Origin of the sequence: Actinacidiphila acididurans (assembly GCF_016918855.1) — a bacterium.
GTDB lineage: Bacteria > Actinomycetota > Actinomycetes > Streptomycetales > Streptomycetaceae > Actinacidiphila > Actinacidiphila acididurans.
Genome location: NZ_JADKYB010000002.1, coordinates 1 through 18655 on the forward strand (window position 1 = coordinate 1; position 18655 = coordinate 18655).

Genomic DNA, 18655 nt, shown 5'->3' on the forward strand with positions numbered 1-18655 from the left:
CACCCCCTCCGACCTCGGCCGCGCCGCCCCCCCCGCCGCCGCCGGCGCCCGCCGCCCCCACGCCGCCCCCGGGCTTCACCCCGCCCCCCGGCGACCCCTCGATCCACCAGGCGCCCACGATGATCGCGCCCATGGCGCCGCCTCCCGGCCAGGCCCCGCCCGCGCCGCCGTCCTTCGGCCAGGTCCCGCCGCCTCAGCCGCCGCCCGGCGCCGGCGGGTTCCCCGCGCCCCCCGGATACGGTCAGCCCCCCGGCCAGCAGCCGCCGCCCGGTTACGCCCAGCCGCCCGGTTACCAGCAGCCCCCGGCCCCGCCCGGCTACCCGCAACCCGGCGGCTACGGGCAGCCCCAGGTCCCCGCCGGTCCCGGCCCGGGCCTGGCCGTCGCGATGCAGAAGTACCGCGAGGTGCCCACCGGCCGGCGCTGGACGCAGCAGAACCCCAAGATGATGCGCGCCGACCTCTCCCAGGGCGGCGGCCAGCCGGTGCTGGCCCGCCAGGGCAGCATGGTGCTCTACCAGGGCAAAGTCGATTTCGGCTACAAGGGCGCGGGTTTCACCGGGCGCATCGTCGGCAACCTGACCGGCCAGGAGATGCAGCTCATGCGCTGCACCGGCGGCGGCCAGGTCTTCTTCGCCGAGAACGCCTCCTACCTGCACCCAATCGAGCTGCAGAACGACGCACTTTGCGTGTCGGCGGAGAACGTGCTGGCCTTCGACGAGGGCCTGCAGCACGAGGTGCGCCGGATCGAGGGCCACGGCATCCCCGGCGGTGCCCTGTTCATCATGCAGTTCCAGGGCACCGGCACCCTGATCGTCAAGACCCACGGCACCCCCGTGGTGCTGCCGGTCACCCCCACCACCTACGCCGACAGCAACGCCATCGTGGCCTGGTCGGCCGCCGCCCAGGTGATCGTCTCCAGCCAGGTCCGTCTGCGCCGCAGCGCGTATCCCGGCCACAGCGGCGAGACCGTGAACCTCCAGTTCCGCGGCGCCCCCGGCAACTTCATCGTCGTCCAGCCCTACGAGGTGTGACCCGCCATGGACCAGCAGATGATTGCGGGATACGCGCCCACGCCGGTGACCGCCCGCATGGAGAACCACGGCTCGGCGATGCTCAAGGTCGCCATGCAGACCGGCCACGACCTGTTCGCCCGTACCGGCTCGATGATCGCGTACGAGGGCTTCGTCCAGTACGAGCCCAACCCGCCGGCCGTGCGCCAGATGGCCTCCGCCTGGCTGACCGGTGAGAGCACCCCGCTGATGAAGTGCAGCGGCGACGGCCTGCTCTACCTCGCCGACTACGGCGCCGACGTGGTCTGCCTGAACCTCAACAACGAGTCCGTGTCCGTCAACGGCACCAACCTGCTGGCCTTCGACGCGCACCTCACCTGGGGCGTCGAGCGGGTCAAGGGCCTGGCCAAGTTCGCCGGGCAGGGCCTGTTCAACGTCGGTGTGTCCGGTCAGGGCTGGGTCGCCGTCACCTCCCGCGGCACGCCGATCGTGGTGGACTGCGGCGCCGACGAGACGTACGTCGACCCGGACGCGCTCGTCGCCTGGTCGTCGGGGCTGAAGATGAAGGCCAAGCGCAGCTTCAAGGCGTCCTCGCTGATCGGCCGGGGCAGCGGCGAGGCGTTCCAGATCGGTTTCTCGGGCCAGGGCTTCGTGGTCGTCCAGCCCAGCGAGGACAGCAGCGACCGGCTCCGGATCCGGGGCTGAGGGGGAGCGACACACCATGCAGAGCCCGCTTTTCGCGTACACCGAGGTCCAGAACCAGGACCACTACAGCCTGCAGAACTCGTACCTGCTGCGGGTCCGGCTGGACGGCGCCACCGGACCGGACTGCCTGGCCCGCAAGGGGACGATGGTCGCGTACCAGGGAATGGTGGAGTTCGACGGGGAGTACCAGTCGCACCACCAGCGCAGCGGCCGCCGCCACACCGGCGAGGGCCTGGACCTGATGCGCTGCTCCGGCCAGGGCACGGTCTACCTCGCCAACCTCGCGCAGCAGATCCACATCATGGACGTGGACCACGACGGACTGACCGTCGACAGCGCGTACGTGCTCGCGCTCGACTCCGGGCTGCACTGGGACGTCATCGCGGTGGACAGCGAGTTCGGCGTGTCCGGTACGGGCAAGTACAACCTGGTGATCAGTGGTACGGGCAAGGCCGCGCTGATGACGTCTGGCAAGCCGCTGATGATGCCGGTCACGCCGGACAAGTACGTGTCCTGTGACGCGGACGCCGTCGTCGCCTGGTCCACCGGGCTGCGGGTCCAGATGCAGGCGCAGACCAGCAGCTCCGGGGTGTTCCGGCGGCGTGGCAGCACCGGCGAGGGCTGGGAGCTCAATTTTGTGGGCCAGGGGTACGTGCTGGTTCAGCCCAGTGAGCAGATGCCCCCGCAGGGGGCGGAGATCGGGCATGGATTGCGGGCCCAATACGGCCTTGGCCCGCAGGGGGCGCATGGGGCGAACCCGGGGAACATCTGGTCCAACCGCTGAGTGCCGGGCCCTCCGGGTTGGGCTTGCGTTTCGGGGTCCAGCTCGGGGGGTTCTGTTGGGTTGCCGGGTGGCGGATGGAGGGTGGTTTCTCGCGCAGTTCCCCGCGCCCCTTTCGGCAACCGGGGTGGGGGGTTCTGTGCGTTGCCGACCGCGCCTTCGCTGTGGCTTGTCGCGCAGTTCCTCGCGCCCCTAAGGGGCCTGCGGCCCCTCGCGGCCCCTTGCGGGGCCGCAGCCATTTCCGGCCTACAGCACGTCCTGCAAAAGCTTCAGCGTGCGGGTCAAAAGGGACTGGACGGACGCGTCGGCGACTTCCGGGAGCTGGGGGTAGGGGAACCAGCGGAGGTCGAGGGATTCGTCGCTGATGTGGGGGGTGGCGTCGGCGGGGGCGAGGGCGGCGTATTGGACGTCGAGGTGCCAGGCGCAGGGGGTGAGGTGGCGGTCGAGGGTGACGGGGGCGGGGGCGAGGAGGCGCAGGCCGGGGATGCCGGACTCCTCGGTGGCCTCGCGGAGGGCGGCGGCAGCCAGGGAGGAGTCCTCGGGTTCGCAGTGGCCGCCCATCTGGAGCCATTGACGCAGCTTGGCGTGGAGGGTGAGCAGGACGCGCTCGCGCTCCGGGTCGATGACCAGGGCGCTGGCGGTCAGGTGGCCCTCGGCGCAACGCTTCCAGATGCCGTCGGGGTGGGTGGCGAGGTGCGCCAGGTATTCCTGGCGCAGCTTCTCCCGGGCGGGGTCGGGCGCGGTCCAGTCCTGAAGGACGCGCACCGCGTCCGCGTGCAGGTCGCTCACTTGCCGGAGTCGCCCTCGCCGTCCGTGTCCTGACCGTCCTCGTCGGTGGCGGCCTCGCGGCGCTTGCGTTCGATCTCCTCCTGGGCGGCGTCGCCGAGGATGCGGTCGAGTTCGGCGACGTCGAAGGCCTCGCGGTGCACGAAGCCGTCCGGGTCGTCGAGGTCGGCCGCGGTGGGCAGCATGTCCGGGTGCGCCCAGAGGCCGTCGCGTCCCTCCATGCCGCGCGCGTCGGTCAGGGAAGCCCACAGCCGGGAGGCGTCGCGCAGCCGGCGCGGCCGCAGTTCGAGGCCGACCAGGGTGGCGAAGGTCTGCTCGGCGGGACCGCCGGAGGCGCGGCGGCGGCGCAGGGTCTCGCGCAGCGCGCCGGCGGACGGCAGGTGCGGGGCCGCGGCGGCGTGCACCACCGCGTCGACCCAGCCCTCCACGAGGGCGAGCGCGGTCTCCAGGCGGGCCAGCGCGGCCTTCTGCTCCGGGGTGTCCTCGGGCTGGAACATGCCCTGCTGCAATGCCTCCTGGAGCTGCTCGGGCTGCGTCGGGTCCAGCTGTCCGACGGCCTCCTCCAGCCGGGAGGTGTCCACCTTGATGCCGCGGGCGTAGCCCTCGACCGCTCCGTACAGGTGCGCGCGCAGCCACGGCACGTGGGCGAACAGCCGCTGGTGGGCGGCCTCGCGCAGCGCCAGGTACAGCCGCACTTCCTCCTGCGGGACGCCCAGGTCCTTGCCGAAGGCGGAGATGTTCGCCGGGAGCAGCGCGGACTTGCCGGCCGGGCCCAGCGGCAGGCCGACGTCGGACGAGCCGAGCACTTCACCGGCGAGGTTGCCCAGCGCCTGGCCGATCTGCGAGCCGAACATGGCGCCGCCCATCGACCGCATCATGCCGAGCAGCGGGCCGGTCATGGCCTGCATCTCCTCGGGCACCACGTCGCCCATGGCGCCGGCCACCCGCTCGGCGACCGGGTCCACCAGCTCCTGCCAGGCGGGCTGGGTGGCCTCCACCCATTCCGCGCGGCTCCAGGCCACCGCGGTGCCCGAGCCCGACGGGAGCGAGGTGACCCCGTCCAGCCAGAGGTCGGCCAGCCGGACCGCCTCCTCCACCCACGACCGCTCGGCGCGGCTGACGCTGGCGTCCTTCACCCCGTCCGGGGTGCCCTGGGCCACCGTCTGGCGCGCGATGTCCTTGGCCATGTCCCAGTTCACCGGCCCGCCCTCGTACGAGAGCATCTGGCCGAGCTGCTGGAACGCGGCTCCGATGTCGTTCGGGTTCAGCGAGCCGAACATGGCCGCGAACGGGTTGTCGCCGCCCGGGCCGAACGGCGAGCCACCGCCGAAACCGAAGGGGTCGGGCTGTCCGCCGCCCTCGCCGTCACCCTTGCGCTGCTTGCCGTCGTCGCCGTCCTCGGGCTCCTCGGGAGGGACGCCGAATCCGAAGGGGATGTCGCTCACGGGATTCCTCGGCTCTGTGTCGTAATGGCTGGGTCGTAGTGGCTGGGTCGTAGTCGCTGTGTCGCAGCCCCGCCGGCTGTGTGCGAGGGCTACGAATCCGGGTCGGCTTTTGTCTGCGGGCTGTACCTCCAGCCTAGACACCTGTCCGGCAGGATGGCTGCGTACATAACTGAGACAACCGTGGGAGACACCCGGTGAGTTCCCCAGAAGCACACGTTCGCCCAGAGCGGAGCGCCCAGCGCCCGGGGACGGGTCCGGTGGTCGCGGTCACCGGCGCGGCCTCCGGGGTGGGCCACGCGCTGGCGTGCCGGCTCGCCGCGTCCGACCAGGTCAAGAAGGTCGTGGCGATCGACGAGCGGCGGGCGGACGTGCCGGGGGCCACCTGGCGGGTGCTGGACGTGCGCGACCCCGCGATCGCGGACAAGCTGCGCGGCGCCGACGTGGTGGTGCACCTCGCCCTCGACCTCGACCTGGACTCCGACCCCAAGGCCCGCTCGGCGTTCAACGTCCGCGGCACCCAGACGGTGCTGACCGCGGCCGCCGCGGCCGGGGTACGGCGGGTGGTGCTGTGCACCTCGGCGATGGTCTACGGCGCCCAGGCCGACAACGACGTGCCGCTCGCCGAGGACGCGCCGCTGCGCGCCACCTCCGAGGCGAGCTTCGTGGACGACCTGCTGGAGATCGAGCGCCTCGGCCGCCGCGCCCCGCGCGCCCACCCCGGCCTCAATGTGACGGTGCTGCGCCCTGCGGTGCTGGTCGGCGGCACCGACACCGCGCTCACCCGGTACTTCGAGTCGCCGCGGCTGCTGGTGGTGGCCGGCAGCCGGCCGTGCTGGCAGTTCTGCCACGTGGAGGACCTGGTCTCCGCGCTGGAGTTCGCGGCGCTGGAGAAGGTCGACGGCGAGATGTCGGTCGGCTGCGACGGCTGGCTGGAGCAGGAGGAGGTCGAGGAGCTGACCGGGATCCGGCGGATGGAGCTGCCGCCGTCCATCGCCTTCGGCACCGCCTCCCGGCTGCACCGCCTGGGCCTGACCCCCTCGCCGGCCGGCGACCTGGCGTACACCATGCACCCCTGGGTGGTCAGCGGCAGCCGCCTCCATGACGCGGGCTGGCGGCCGTCCTGGACGAACGAGGAGGTGCTGGCCGAACTGATCACCGAGGTGGCCGGGCGCAATTCCGTCGCCGGGCGGCGGCTGGGCCGCAAGGACGCCACCGCCCTCGGCGCGGCCGGCGCCACTGTTGCCCTGGTGGGCGCCGCGGCCGCGGTCCGCCGGGCTCGCAGACGCAGGGGTATTTAGGGGTACGGCGTCGCAGATGCGAGGCCGTTTCGGGGCTGGAATGGAACCGCCTTTCCGTATCGCGGCACATGAGGCAGCATGAGCCGCATGACGACCGTCCACGACCCCATCCGGCTGCTTTCCGTCCGCGACACGCCCCTGTCGGTGGACGAGGTGTTCGCCGCGGTCGGCGACGCCGCGGCGGGCGGCACCACGCTCTTCGTCGGCACGGTGCGGGACCACGACGGGCGCCCGGACGCGGAGGTCACCGCCCTCACCTATACGGCGCACCCTTCCGCCGAGGCGGAGCTGCGCCGGGTGGCGGAGAAGGTGGTCGCGGACTTTCCCGTCAGCGCGCTCGCCGCCGTGCACCGGGTCGGTGAGCTCGCCGTCGGCGACATAGCGGTCGTGGTCGCCGTTGCCTGCCCGCACCGGGCGGAGGCTTTCGCGGCGAGCAGGCGCTTGATCGACGAGCTGAAAAGTACGGTGCCGATTTGGAAGCACCAGGTGTTCGGTGACGGCTCCGAGGAGTGGGTGGGGGTCTGAGCGGGTTGGGCTTCTGGCGGAGCCCGGCTCGGGGGCGGTGATCACCCTCCGTCGGGGGGATGTGGGGTTGCGTGACCTCGGTGGCGGTATGAACGTGGGGGAGTGGGTGGCTAATCTGCTCATACGTCCGCTTTTGGGGTAGTACGGGGTCGGGAGTTCGCCGTGGGAGCACTCGCTTGGCTGGTCATTCCGATGGTGGCGCTCTGTGCGGCGGCCCTGTGGTCCAAGTGGGCGTCGCGCAACAAGGGGGCGACCGGGGACGGGGCTTCGCTGGCCGGGTACGAGCGGTTCCGGCAGGCCATGCAGCAGCCGGCCGGGCGGGGCGGGACTGCCCCCGCCGAGGGGCCCTCGGAAGGGGACGAGGACTCACCCAGGGGCCCGCTGGCCGGTCCGGTCCCGTAGATTCGTCGTATGCCACGCCGCACCGCGACCCTGCTCGCCTCGACCCTGACCCTCATAGCGCTGCTGTGCGTGGCACTGCTCGCGCCCACTCCGTACTCGGAGATGTCGCCGGGCCCGACCGTGAACACGCTGGGGGACTACGGCAGCGACACGGTGATCCAGATCTCCGGCCACAAGACGTATCCGGCCGACGGGCACCTGAACATGACCACCGTCCGGGTCACCGGCGCCGACTACACCATGAACCTGGTCGAGGCGTTCATGGGCTGGGTGCGGCACGACGACAAGGTGGTCGAGCACGACACCCTCTACCCGCAGGGGCAGACCGCCCAGCAGGCGGACCAGCAGAACGCCGAGGAGTTCAGCCAGTCCCAGGACAGCGCCAAGGTGGCCGCGCTCGACGAGCTGCACATCCCGGTGACGTCGCGGGTGATCGTGGCGGCAGTCGTCAAGGGCGGCGCCTCGGAGGGCGTGCTGCACGCCGGTGACGTGATCAAGGCGGTGGACGGCTCCCCGGTGAACAAGGCCGAGGACGTGGCCCCGCTGGTCACCAAGCACAAGCCCGGTCAGCGGGTCACCTTCACCGTGGTCAGGGCGGCGGACGCGAAGAACAAGCAGGCCCCCACCCAGCAGGTGACCGTCGTCACCCGTACCTCGAACGACCAGGGGCCCAAGCGCGCGGTGGTCGGCATCCAGGCCGGCGTCGAGCACACCTTCCCGTTCACCATCGACATCAAGCTGGCCGACGTGGGCGGCCCCAGCGCCGGCATGATGTTCGCGCTCGGCATCATCGACAAGCTCACCCCGGGCAACCTCACCGGCGGCCAGTTCGTCGCGGGCACCGGGACCATAGACGACAGCGGCAAGGTCGGCCCGATCGGCGGCATCAGCCTCAAGACGATCGGCGCGCGCGACAAGGGCGCGAAGTACTTCCTGACCCCGGCCGACAACTGCGAGGAAGCCGCGAAGGACATCCCGCACGGCCTCACCCTGGTCAAGGTCTCGACGCTGAACGACGCGATGTCGGCGCTCACCGACATCCGCACCGGCCACACGTCCGCGCTGCCGAGCTGCGCCAAAGGCTGACCCCAGGGGCTGACACCGAGGGCTGACGCCCAGGGCCGGCGGGACGGAAACGGACACGGGACGGCATCGCGCGGGTCCCCGCGCCGTACGCCGTCCCGCACCCGTGACGCGGATTACGGGATTACGCGAAGGTCGCCGACAGGGCGTCCGCCAGGCCCGGCACCAGGTCGGCGCCGGTGAGCACCTCGGTGGCGGAGTCCTTGTCCCGCAGCCGCACCGCCGACTCGCGGGCGCCGTCGCGCAGCACCGCGACCGTCATGCGCACCTCCTGCCGGTCCGGGTGGGCGGCCACCCAGGCGGTCAGGGCGGCCTCGTCCAGGTCGCCGGGGATGGCGGCCTCGGCGGACGGCGGCAGCATCAGGCGTTCCACGGTGAGCGCGCAGCCGGCGATCACCTCCGGCCAGGCGATGGTGGCCAGGAACTCGTCCAGCGGGCGCCCGGGCGGCAGTTCCTCCTGCTCGATCGGGGTCAGGCCGGCTTCGGACGGCTCGTCCAGGCCGAGCCGGTCGGCCAGCCCCGGCTCCTGGGCGCGCAGATGCGCGGTGTCGACGAGGGCGAACAACCGGGCCGGCTGGTCCCAGCCCAGCCCGGCGGCATAGGTGTCGATCTCCAGGACGGCTCGGGTCAGCGGGCTCGCGGCGAGTGGGGCACCGTCGGGGGTGGTCTCAGGCATGGTCACTATCCTGCCTCTTCCCCGGCCGGAATCGGGAACCGGCCAAAGCGTGAGTAAGTTGCACCAGTGGGGTCCGAGCCGGGCACCCGCGAAACCGTGACATTTCGAGGTGTGCGCCTTGGTATTCCAGATGCCGGACCGGAGCGAAGGGCCGCCGGGACCGCGGACGAGGGTCGGCCGTCCGTCACGGCGCGCGCGGACGCTTCTGGTCACCATCGGCGTCCTCATGGTGCTCATGATCGCCTTCGTGATGTTCGCCGGTTTCTGGACCGACCTGCTGTGGTACCGCTCGGTGCACTACTCGTCGGTGTTCTCCACCATGGTGTGGACGAAGATCGGGCTGTTCTGCGTCTTCGGACTGGTGATGGCCACGGTCGTGGGCGTCAACATCTACCTTGCGTACCGGCTGCGGCCGCCGCTGAGCGCCATGTCGGCCGAGCAGCAGAACCTGGACCGCTACCGGATGGGGATCGCGCCGTACCGGGCCTGGGCGCTGGCCGGGATCTGCGCCGCGGTCGGGCTGGTGGCCGGCGGCTCGGCGGCCACCCAGTGGCGGCTGTGGCTGCTGACCACCAACGCCACCCCCTTTCACGTGAAGGACCCGCAGTTCCACAAGGACGTTTCCTTCTACGCCTTCGACCTGCCCTGGTACCGCTTCCTGCTCGGCTTCGGCTTCGCCGCCGTGCTGCTCTCCCTGGTCGCCGCCCTGCTGGTGCACTACCTCTACGGCGGCCTGCGGCTGACCTCACCCGGCGGCGGCCGGGCCACCGCCGCGGCCACCGGCCACCTGTCGGTGCTGCTCGGCGTGTTCGTGTCGCTCAAGGCGGTCGCCTACTGGCTGGACCGGTACGGCCTGGCCGTCAAGCACAGCGACTTCAAGGCCACCGACAACTGGACCGGCCTGCGGTACGTGGACGCCAACGCCTATCTGCCGGCCAAGACGATCCTGTTCTTCATCGCGGTGATCTGCGCGCTGCTGTTCTTCGCCACCTTGTGGCGGCGTACCTGGTCGCTGCCGATGATCGGGCTCGGCCTGCTGGTGCTGTCCGCGATCCTGATCGGCGGCGTGTACCCGGCGCTGGTGCAGAAGTTCCAGGTGCAGCCCAACGAGGCCGCCAAGGAAGCGCCGTACATCCAGAAGAACATCGACGCCACCAGGGCCGCGTACGGCATCGCCGACAGCAAGGTGACGGATTACGCCGGCACCAGCACCGCGTCCGACTCGACGCTGCGGGCCGACAGCAACACCTCCGCGTCGATCCGCGTGCTCGACCCCAATGTGGTCTCGCCCACCTTCCAGCAGACGCAGCAGTCGCGCGGCTACTACTCCTTCCCCTCCACGCTCGACGTGGACCGCTACACCGACGGCGGCAAGGAGCAGGACACCGTGGTGGGGCTGCGCGAGCTGAACATCAAGGGCGTGCCCGAGAGCAACTGGATCAACGACCACTTCACGTACACCCACGGCTTCGGCATAGTCGCGGCCAAGGGCACCGAGGTGACCAGCGGCGGGGGCGCCACGGAGGGCAACGACCCGAACGGCCAGCCCGTCTACACCGAGAAGGACCTGCCGACGACCGGCAGCATGGGGCCGTACGAGCAGCGCATCTACTTCGGCGAGCAGACCACGCAGTACTCGATCGTGGGCGGGCCGGCCAAGGAACTGGACTACGCGGACAAGCGGTCGTACTCCTACCACGGCAAGGGCGGGGTCAGCCTCAGCAACCCGGTGACGCGCGCCGCCTATGCGGTGGCTTTCGGGGAGCCGCAGATCCTGTATTCCGGCGCCATAGGTCACGGTTCGAAGATCCTGTACAACCGCACACCCAAGGACCGGGTCGAGGCGGTCGCGCCCTGGCTGACGATCGACGGCGACCCGTACCCGGCGGTGGTCGACGGGCACATCGTGTGGATCGTGGACGCCTATACGACGACCGACGGCTATCCCTACGCCTCGCGGACCACGCTCGGCGACACCACCACCGACTCGCTCACCGACGACCAGCGCTCGGTGGTCGCGCAGCAGAACCAGGTCAACTACATCCGCAACTCGGTCAAGGCGACCGTGGACGCCTACGACGGGACGGTGACCCTCTACCAGTGGGACACCCAGGACCCGGTGCTCAAGACCTGGATGAAGGCCTTCCCGCACACCGTGCAGCCCAGGAGCGCCATCCCGCCGGACCTGCTGGCCCACCTGCGCTACCCGCAGGACCTGTTCAAGGTGCAGCGGCAACTGCTGGCCAAGTACCACGTCACCAAGGCGGCGCAGTTCTACGCCGGCAGCGAGGTGTGGGAGGTGCCCGACGACCCGGCCTCGAAGTCCGGCAAGGCGGTGCCGCCGTACTACCTGAGCCTGAAGATGCCGGGCCAGGACGCCCAGGCGTTCTCGCTCACCTCCACCTTCACCCCCAACAGCCGCAAGAACCTGGCCGCCTTCGTGGCGGTGGACGCCGACGCCACCAGCCCCGACTACGGCACGATGCGGATGCTCAAACTGCCCAGCGACGCGCCGGTGGACGGCCCGCAGCTCGTGCAGAGCAAGTTCAACTCCGACTACGCCCAGTCGATCACCCTGCTGCGCGGCAAGGACTCCACGATCGAGTACGGCAATCTGCTGACGCTGCCGCTGGACGGGGGGCTGCTGTACGTGGAGCCGGTCTACGTACGCGGCGCCAACACCGACTACCCGTTGATGAAGAAGGTGTTCGTCAACTTCAACGGTCAACAGACCGCCCTGGAAGACACCCTCGGCAAGGCACTGGATTCCGCCTTCGGCACGACCGGCGCCGGCCCGCCCTCCGGGCCCGGTACGGGACCGGGTACGGGAGGCGGCACCGGCACCGGCGGGGGCACGGCGACCAGCCCGCCGCACGCGGCCTCGCCCTCGCTCCAGGACGCGCTCAACCGCGCGCAACAGGCGTACGACGACGGGCAGCAGGCGCTCAAGGACGGCGACTGGCAGAAGTACGGCGAGGCGCAGAAGCGGCTCGCGGCGGCCCTGAAGGACGCTCGGGCGGCGGAAAAGGGGACGTCATCCGGCGCATCGGCCTCACCCGCCCCGAAGGCATCGGGAAAGAAGGGCTGAGTCGGGAAAGACCCCGCGTCGTGGTACTGTTTGGGACACAACGACGCGGGGTGGAGCAGCTCGGTAGCTCGCTGGGCTCATAACCCAGAGGTCGCAGGTTCAAATCCTGTCCCCGCTACGTATCAAGAGGCCCGAAGTCAACCGACTTCGGGCCTCTTCACGTGAACGTGAATTCACTTGAACCGGGGACGTCGTCGCGTACGTGTTTGATCGTGAGCGATGTCGGGAAGTCGGGAAGTCGACAAAACGCTGAAGTGACCGATCGGGTTGCGGTATACCTGGTGTACGCCGGTAACAGGTGGTGCGACGATGGGGCTTATGGGGGACGGTGCGAGGCTGCTGAACACTCGTCAGATCCATGATCAGCGTGGGTCGGCGGGCGGTCCGGCCACGCCCGCGGGCCCTGCGCAGGGAGCCGCGGCGGGAGCGCTGCTGCCCGCCCAGCGCACCGAGGACGCCGTGCCGCAGCTCGCCGTCCCCGCGGGCGACGGGAGCGGACCGGCGGGCGAGGAGCTGCCCGCCCCCGTCCTGCTCACCGAGCTGCCCGACGAGGAGACCCTCGCCATGCGCGAGGAGGCCGAGATAGAGGCCAGGCACCGCAGGGCGGCCGAGCAGGGCGACCCGGGGGCGATGAGCGCGCTCGGCACGCTGCTGCTGCGCCGCGGCGACCTGGACGGCGCGGAGCCGTTCCTGCGCGCCGCCGTCCAGCACGGCGACCGGGCCGCCGCCAACAACCTCGCGGTCCTGCTGCACCAGCGCGGGTACGCCGACGAGGCGGCCGGCTGGTGGCGGATCGCCGCCGTCGCCGGCTCCGCGCCGGCCGCGCACGCGCTCGGCCGGCACTTCCGGGAGCGCGGCGACGAGCCGGGCGCCGAGTACTGGCTGCGCCAGGCCGCCGAGTCCGGCCACACCCTGGGCGCCTACGCGCTGGCCGACCTGCTCGACCACCGGCGCGACGTCGGCGCCGAGCGCTGGTACCGGGCCGCGGCCGAGCACGGCCACCGCGAGGCCGCGTACCGGGTGGCCCGGATCTGCGCGGAGCGCGGCCACGACCGCGAGGCCGAGCAGTGGTACCGGCAGGCCGCCGCGCGCCGCCACCGGCGGGCCGCGCTGCGCCTGGGCACCCTGCTGGAGGAGCGCGGCGAGATCAAGGAGGCCGGGCACTGGTACCTGACCGCGGCCCGTGACGGCGAGGCCCGCGCGGCCTGCGCGCTCGGCTTCCTGCTGCGCGACGCCGGCGACGTGGAGCAGGCCGCCACCTGGTGGCGGCGCGCCGCCCAGGCCGGCGACGGGAACGCGGCGAACGCGCTCGGCGCCTTGCACGCGCAGGGCGGCGAGACCCAGACCGCCGAGCGGTGGTACCGCTCCGCCATGGCAGCCGGTGACGTCAACGGCGCCTACAACCTCGGCCTGCTCTGCGCCGGGCAGGGCCGCACCACGCAGGCCGAGCAGTGGTACCGCAAGGCGGCGTACGCCGGGCACCGCGAGGCGGCCAACGCGCTGGCCGTCCTGCTGCTCCAGCGCGGCGACGCGGCCGGGGCCGAGCCCTGGTTCTCCAAGGCGGCCGAGGCCGGCTCCATCGACGCGGCCTTCAACCTCGGCATCCTGCACGCCGGGCGGGACGAGAGCGAGGACGCCCGGCGCTGGTACGAGCGGGCCGCCGCGGCCGGACACGCCGAGGCCGCGCTTCAGGTGGCGATCGCGCTCCAGCACGAGGGCGACCACCACGCCGCCGAGCGCCATCTGCGGTGCGCCGCGGGCGGAGGCAGCCCCGAGGCCGCCTTCCGGCTCGGCGGGCTGCTCGAGCGGCGCGAGCAGGAGGAGGGCGCCGTCGCGCACGGCGAGGCGGAGGAGTGGTACGAGCGGGCCGCCCGGCAGGGGCACGCCCGGGCCCAGGTGCGGCTCGGCATGTGCGCGGCCAAGCGCGGTGACGTGGTGGGCGCCGCCCACTGGTACCGCCAGGCCGCCGAGTCCGGCTCCCGCAACGGCGCGTTCAATCTCGGGCTGCTGCTGGCCCGGGAGGGGTCCGAGCCCGAGGCCGCGCTGTGGTGGACCCGCGCGGCGGATGCCGGGCACGGGCGCGCTGCGCTGCGCTTGGCTCTGCTTTCCGCTCGTCGCGGTGACTTGTCCGCGGCGCAGTCGTGGTGTGCCCGCGCGATTTCCTGCGGGCCGCCGGAAGTGGCCGAGCGGGCGGCTCGGCTCACCGATGCGGTGGCTCACGAATTGACGGCTTGACCGGGGGGAGGGCCGCGGCTCCCTGCGGGGCTCGCCTTTGTGGCGTCCAGCTCGGGGGGTGCGGTGCGTTGCCGGGTGTCGGTGCGTTGTGGTTTCTCGCGCAGTTCCTCGCGCCCCTGGTGGGGCGGCCTGCTTCCCGGCTCACCCGCGCCCCTGGTGGGGCGGCGTGCTCCTTTGCGCCCCTGGCGGGGCGGCCTGCTTCCCGGCTCAGCCGCGCCCCTGGCGGGGCGGCCCTGCCCGACCCGCGCCCTCTGCCCAGCCGCGCCCCTGCGGGGCGGCCTGGGAAACGGATTTGGTCGGGTCACCGTGCGTGGTCTAGAGTGGTCGCAACGACGCGGGGTGGAGCAGCTCGGTAGCTCGCTGGGCTCATAACCCAGAGGTCGCAGGTTCAAATCCTGTCCCCGCTACGAAAAGAAGGGCCCGGAGGCAAGTGCCTCCGGGCCCTTCGTCTGTTCCGGCAAATGTTCCGGCAAAGACCGGTCGAACCGGGTTGGTGGAGACCGGGCCGGAGGGAGATCCTGGAGCCGGCACCGGAGGTGCCGGACGCAGCGCGCGGCGGGAGGGAACCCCGCACGGCCCGGGAAGACCAGCCCGCGGTCGCGCGCGGCGCGAGGTGCCGCCGTAACGGGGAAGATCCAGGCAAGCGTGGAGGCGGGATTGCTGCGCAGACGGCGGAGCCGGTCCGCGGTGACCGTGAACACGGCGCGCTGGAGCATGTGGTGCGCCCGCGCCCAGTCCGGCCGCCCCGAGGACGTGCGCTCTCTCGTCGTTCAGTTGCGGGGAGCGGTCGAGCAGGGGCCGGTCTACGACCGTGCCGCGGCTCTGGACGCGCTCGCCCGGGATCCCGTGCCGCTGCTGATCCACTTGGACCGGCACGCCCGTCCGGGCGGACTGACCACGGGTGTGCCCGAGGGCCCCGCCGACCTGCTGCGCCTGCTGATGTGCTCGCTCGACTCCGACGGCCGGCTCCGCGAGGCGGCCGTCGAGGGGCTGGCGGGGCGGGGCGGGCCGCTGCCGACCGCCGCACTGGCGCTGCGGGCCGTCGACTGGGTGCCCCGGGTCCGGGACCGCGCGGTCGCGGCGCTGCTCGCCCGCTGCGCGCCGGACGAGGTGGCCGCCGCCGTCCGGGTGCTGCTCCGGCTGGACGGCCGGCGCCGGGCGGACGGCCTGCTCGCCGCCTACCGCCGGACGCTGGCCACGCCCCCGCACCGCCGCGCGGTGCGCGCGCTGGCCGCGGACACCGACCCGCCGACCCGCCGCTTCGGTATGGAGCTGGCCCTGGACCTGGGCGAATACGTGCGCGGTGACCTGCTGCGCACCGCCCTGCACGACCGGGACCAGGTGTGCCGCAAGCTGTGCGCCCAGCGGCTGCTGGAACTCGACCCCGGGCAGGCCGGCCGGCTGCTGCGGGCCAGGGGGGCGGGGGTACGGGAAATGGCGGTGGCCGCGCTGCCCGGTGACGTACCGGCCGCGCGGCTGGTCCCGCTGCTCGCCGACCGCGCCCGGATGGTGCGCGCCCAGGCCCGCTGGCAGCTCTACCAGCGCGGCGAGCCGCCCGCCGACGTCTACCGCGGACAGCTCCGCCGGGCGCTGCGTGCCCAGGCATCGCCGGGTTTACTGGCCGGTCTGGCCCGGGGGCTCGGCGAATGCGGGGACGCGGCGGACACCGAACTGCTCACCCGCCTGCTCGGCCGCCCGCCGGCCGCGGTGCGCCGGGCCGCCGTCCACGCGGTGGGCCGGCTGGCCAAGCCCGAGGAACTGGTCGGCCTGCTCGGCCCGCTGGCCAACGACCCCGACCCGGGCGTGGCCCGCGAGGTCTTCGAAGCGCTCACCCGCGTGCCCGAAGGGGTGCCGGCTGAGACCGTCTGGGTCGGCCGGGTCCGCAGCGAGCCGGCCGTCCGCCGCGCCGCGGAGCGCATACGCCGCAGGTGACGCGGATTCGTCGCAGGTGAGAGGGATACGACACGCCGGACACCCAGCCGTACGGACGTACGCCGGGCCGCCGTCAGGACGTACGCCGTCCTCGGGACGTACGACCTGCTACGCCGCCGCGCGGGCGCAGTCCGGGCACAGGCCGCGGTAGGTGACCTCGACGTCCGCGACCGCGAAGCCGAAGCGCTCCTCCGCCGGCAGGCTCGCCAGCGGGTCGCCGTGCGGGTGGACGTCGCGGATCGTGCCGCAGCGGGAGCACACCAGGTGCTGGTGCGGCCGGTGGGCGTTCGGGTCGTACCGCTTGGCGCGGCCGTCGGTCGCGACCTCGATGACTTCCCCGATGCCGACCATCTCGCCGAGCGTGTTGTAGACGGTCGCACGGGAGATCTCGGGCAGCCGCTCGATGGCGCGCGCGTGCACCTCGTCGGCGGTCAGGTGGACGTGCTCGCCGTCGAGGACCTCGGCCACGACGCGGCGCTGGGCGGTCAGCCGCCATCCCCGCTCGCGCAGGCGTTCCAGCAGGTCACTCATGCCATCAGGGTAACAGCCCGGCTCCTGGAGCAGAATATGTCCGCAACTGACTCACATCTTGACTTGGACAAAGTCCATTGTAGGATCAGGTCCGGTACAGCCGAGGACAGCTCGATCGCAGGGAGAAGCACGTGACCGTATCGGAGACGGGTCCGCTGACCACGGAGGCCGGCGCGCCGGTAGCGGACAACCAGAACAGCGAGACGGCCGGCCTCGGCGGACCGGTCCTGATCCAGACCCAGCACCTCATCGAGAAGCTGGCCCACTTCAACCGGGAGCGCATCCCGGAGCGCATCGTGCACGCCCGGGGCGCGGGGGCGTACGGCACCTTCACCCTCACCCGGGACGTCTCGCAGTGGACCAGGGCCGCCTTCCTCTCCGAGGCCGGCAAGCAGACCGAGGTCTTCCTGCGCTTCTCCACGGTGGCCGGCAACCTCGGCTCGGCGGACGCGGTGCGCGACCCGCGCGGCTTCGCGCTGAAGTTCTACACCGAGGAGGGCAACTACGACCTCGTCGGCAACAACACCCCGGTGTTCTTCATCAAGGACGCCCTCAAGTTCCCCGACTTCATCCACACCCAGAAGCGCGATCCGTACAGCGGCTCGCAGGAGGCGGACAACGTCTGGGACTTCTGGGGCCTGTCGCCGGAGTCCACGCACCAGGTGACCTGGCTGTTCGGCGACCGCGGCATCCCCGCGTCCTACCGCCACATGAACGGCTACGGCTCGCACACCTACCAGTGGAGCAACGAGGCCGGCGAGGCCTTCTGGGTCAAGTACCACTTCAAGACCGACCAGGGGATCAAGAACCTGACGCAGGCTGAGGCCAACCTGCTGGCCGGCGAGGACCCCGACAGCCACCAGCGCGACCTGCGCGAGGCCATCGAGCGCGGCGAGTTCCCCAGCTGGACCGTGCAGGTGCAGATCATGCCGGCGGCGGACGCGGCCACGTACCGCTTCAACCCCTTCGACCTGACCAAGGTCTGGCCGCACGCGGACTACCCGCCGATCGAGATCGGCCGGCTGGAGCTGAACCGCAACCCGGAGAACATCTTCGCCGAGGTCGAGCAGTCGATCTTCAGCCCGGCGCACCTGGTGCCCGGCATCGGCCCGTCCCCGGACAAGATGCTCCAGGGCCGGCTGTTCGCCTACGGTGACGCGCACCGCTACCGGGTCGGCATCAACGCCGACCACCTGCCGGTGAACCGGCCGCACGCCACGACGGTGCGCACCCACAGCCGGGACGGCGCCCTCTACGACGGCCGGCACGGCGGGGCGAAGAACTACGAACCCAACAGCTTCGGCGGCCCGTTCGAGACCGGCCGGCCGCTGTGGGAGCCGTCGGAGGTGTCCGGCACCACGCAGTACAGCGCGGCGCCCACGCACGCCGAGGACAACGACTTCGTCCAGGCCGGCACCCTCTACCGGCTGATGCCGGAGGACGAGAAGGGCCGGCTGATCGACAACCTGGCGGGCTTCATCGCGAAGGTGTCGCGCGACGACATCGCCGAGCGCGCGGTGAACAACTTCCGTCAGGCCGACCCCGACTTCGGCAAGCGGCTGGAGGCCGCGGTCCAGGCCCTCCGCGGCTGACGACCCACCGCTTGACCGAAAGGCCGAAGGGGGCCGGATGTCATGGGACTCCGGCCCCCTTCGCCGCGCGTGATCGCCGATCGGGCGGCGCGGATCAGGCCGGGACGGACGCCGCCGGGACGCCGGTCTTCAGCGGTGCCCAGCAGCGGACGATGTCGCGGACCGAGACCACCCCGACCGGATCACGGCCGTCGAGCACGATCAGGTGGCGGAAGTTGCCGCGCAACATCGCTCCGGCCGCCTCGTCCAGGGTCCACTGGGGGGCGGCGAAGACGACGTCGGTGGTGGTGTGGGCGTGGGCGTGCTCACGGTCGGGGTCCAGACCGGCGCCGATCGCGTTGAGTACATCGCGTTCGGTGAGAATGCCCAGGCCGTATGTGTCGGGGTCGAGGACGATGGCCGCACCGACCCGGCGGGCGGACATGAGCTGGGCTGCCTTGCGGAGGGTATGGGCGGGGCCGATCGTGAGAACGACCGTGCTCATCGCGTCGCGGACCAGCATATGGGGGGACACCTCCTAGGCGAACGCACTCGCGTGAATGCGTTCACAAGTTCACAAGCGGGGG

16 protein-coding genes and 2 tRNA genes are annotated in these 18655 nt (G+C 71.9%); 13 read left to right on the plus strand and 5 right to left on the minus strand.

Annotation, left to right across the window (positions count from 1 at the left end; genetic code table 11):
* The 3 genes from ITX44_RS03155 to ITX44_RS03165 form a co-directional block, all read left to right on the plus strand.
* A partial coding sequence (locus ITX44_RS03155) for an AIM24 family protein (protein ID WP_205355442.1) occupies positions 1–1031 on the plus strand: 1031 nt, incomplete at its 5' end.
* A gap of 6 nt (positions 1032–1037) precedes the next feature.
* Positions 1038–1715, plus strand: a complete 678-nt coding sequence (locus ITX44_RS03160; protein WP_205355443.1) for an AIM24 family protein — start codon at positions 1038–1040, stop codon at positions 1713–1715.
* Between the two features lie 16 nt (positions 1716–1731).
* The gene (locus ITX44_RS03165) at positions 1732–2499 is read left to right on the plus strand and encodes an AIM24 family protein (RefSeq protein ID WP_205355444.1); all 768 of its coding nucleotides are present in this window, start codon (positions 1732–1734) and stop codon (positions 2497–2499) included.
* 243 nt (positions 2500–2742) lie between these two features.
* Here ITX44_RS03165 and ITX44_RS03170 read toward each other — a convergent pair whose 3' ends face one another.
* On the minus strand, positions 2743–3285 hold the full coding sequence (locus ITX44_RS03170; RefSeq protein ID WP_307795068.1) for an NUDIX hydrolase: 543 nt from the start codon (positions 3283–3285) through the stop codon (positions 2743–2745).
* Entirely contained in the window at positions 3282–4727 is a 1446-nt protein-coding gene (locus tag ITX44_RS03175) for a zinc-dependent metalloprotease (protein WP_205355445.1), read from the minus strand. Before ITX44_RS03175 ends, ITX44_RS03170 begins: the two co-directional genes overlap by 4 nt.
* A gap of 194 nt (positions 4728–4921) precedes the next feature.
* Between ITX44_RS03175 and ITX44_RS03180 the strand changes: the two genes are divergently transcribed.
* From ITX44_RS03180 to ITX44_RS03195, 4 genes are all read left to right on the plus strand, one after another.
* Positions 4922–6025 carry an SDR family oxidoreductase gene (locus ITX44_RS03180; RefSeq protein ID WP_205355446.1) on the plus strand — a complete coding sequence of 368 codons (1104 nt, stop codon included), beginning with the start codon at positions 4922–4924 and terminating at the stop codon, positions 6023–6025.
* Positions 6026–6112: 87 nt separating this feature from the next.
* Positions 6113–6550 (plus strand): molybdenum cofactor biosynthesis protein MoaE, encoded by a 438-nt coding sequence (locus ITX44_RS03185; RefSeq protein WP_205355834.1) that lies wholly within the window; start codon positions 6113–6115, stop codon positions 6548–6550.
* 162 nt (positions 6551–6712) lie between these two features.
* On the plus strand, positions 6713–6952 hold the full coding sequence (locus ITX44_RS03190; RefSeq protein WP_205355447.1) for a hypothetical protein: 240 nt from the start codon (positions 6713–6715) through the stop codon (positions 6950–6952).
* Positions 6953–6961: 9 nt separating this feature from the next.
* On the plus strand, positions 6962–8038 hold the full coding sequence (locus ITX44_RS03195; protein WP_205355448.1) for a YlbL family protein: 1077 nt from the start codon (positions 6962–6964) through the stop codon (positions 8036–8038).
* A gap of 121 nt (positions 8039–8159) precedes the next feature.
* Here ITX44_RS03195 and ITX44_RS03200 read toward each other — a convergent pair whose 3' ends face one another.
* Positions 8160–8711, minus strand: coding sequence for a PPA1309 family protein (locus tag ITX44_RS03200; protein ID WP_205355449.1), 552 nt, complete (start codon positions 8709–8711; stop codon positions 8160–8162).
* A gap of 109 nt (positions 8712–8820) precedes the next feature.
* Here ITX44_RS03200 and ITX44_RS03205 point away from each other — a divergent pair, with 109 nt between their 5' ends.
* From ITX44_RS03205 to ITX44_RS03225, 5 genes are all read left to right on the plus strand, one after another.
* On the plus strand, positions 8821–11799 hold the full coding sequence (locus tag ITX44_RS03205; protein WP_205355450.1) for a UPF0182 family membrane protein: 2979 nt from the start codon (positions 8821–8823) through the stop codon (positions 11797–11799).
* 44 nt (positions 11800–11843) lie between these two features.
* Positions 11844–11917, plus strand: a tRNA-Met gene (locus ITX44_RS03210).
* Positions 11918–12108: 191 nt separating this feature from the next.
* Complete coding sequence (locus tag ITX44_RS03215; protein ID WP_372440824.1) at positions 12109–14034, plus strand: tetratricopeptide repeat protein; 1926 nt, start codon at positions 12109–12111, stop codon at positions 14032–14034.
* 333 nt (positions 14035–14367) lie between these two features.
* Positions 14368–14441 (plus strand) — tRNA-Met (locus ITX44_RS03220).
* A 280-nt stretch (positions 14442–14721) separates the two neighbouring features.
* Positions 14722–15966 (plus strand): HEAT repeat domain-containing protein, encoded by a 1245-nt coding sequence (locus tag ITX44_RS03225; RefSeq protein WP_307795069.1) that lies wholly within the window; start codon positions 14722–14724, stop codon positions 15964–15966.
* Positions 15967–16074: 108 nt separating this feature from the next.
* Here the strand turns inward: ITX44_RS03225 and ITX44_RS03230 are convergent, their stop codons facing one another.
* The gene (locus ITX44_RS03230; RefSeq protein WP_205355451.1) at positions 16075–16497 is read right to left on the minus strand and encodes a Fur family transcriptional regulator; all 423 of its coding nucleotides are present in this window, start codon (positions 16495–16497) and stop codon (positions 16075–16077) included.
* Between the two features lie 131 nt (positions 16498–16628).
* Between ITX44_RS03230 and ITX44_RS03235 the strand changes: the two genes are divergently transcribed.
* Positions 16629–18089 (plus strand): catalase, encoded by a 1461-nt coding sequence (locus ITX44_RS03235; protein ID WP_205355452.1) that lies wholly within the window; start codon positions 16629–16631, stop codon positions 18087–18089.
* Positions 18090–18183: 94 nt separating this feature from the next.
* Here ITX44_RS03235 and ITX44_RS03240 read toward each other — a convergent pair whose 3' ends face one another.
* Complete coding sequence (locus ITX44_RS03240; RefSeq protein ID WP_205355453.1) at positions 18184–18591, minus strand: CBS domain-containing protein; 408 nt, start codon at positions 18589–18591, stop codon at positions 18184–18186.
* Positions 18592–18655 lie beyond the last annotated feature (64 nt).

Coding starts and splice junctions, on each gene's coding strand:
- ITX44_RS03230 (WP_205355451.1), bottom strand. CDS start 16,497: ATGAGTGACCTGCTGGAACGCCTGCGCGAGCGGGGATGGCGGCTGACC.
- ITX44_RS03215 (WP_372440824.1), top strand. CDS start 12,109: ATGGGGCTTATGGGGGACGGTGCGAGGCTGCTGAACACTCGTCAGATC.
- ITX44_RS03165 (WP_205355444.1), top strand. CDS start 1,732: ATGCAGAGCCCGCTTTTCGCGTACACCGAGGTCCAGAACCAGGACCAC.
- ITX44_RS03185 (WP_205355834.1), top strand. CDS start 6,113: ATGACGACCGTCCACGACCCCATCCGGCTGCTTTCCGTCCGCGACACG.
- ITX44_RS03195 (WP_205355448.1), top strand. CDS start 6,962: ATGCCACGCCGCACCGCGACCCTGCTCGCCTCGACCCTGACCCTCATA.
- ITX44_RS03240 (WP_205355453.1), bottom strand. CDS start 18,591: ATGCTGGTCCGCGACGCGATGAGCACGGTCGTTCTCACGATCGGCCCC.
- ITX44_RS03160 (WP_205355443.1), top strand. CDS start 1,038: ATGGACCAGCAGATGATTGCGGGATACGCGCCCACGCCGGTGACCGCC.
- ITX44_RS03200 (WP_205355449.1), bottom strand. CDS start 8,711: ATGCCTGAGACCACCCCCGACGGTGCCCCACTCGCCGCGAGCCCGCTG.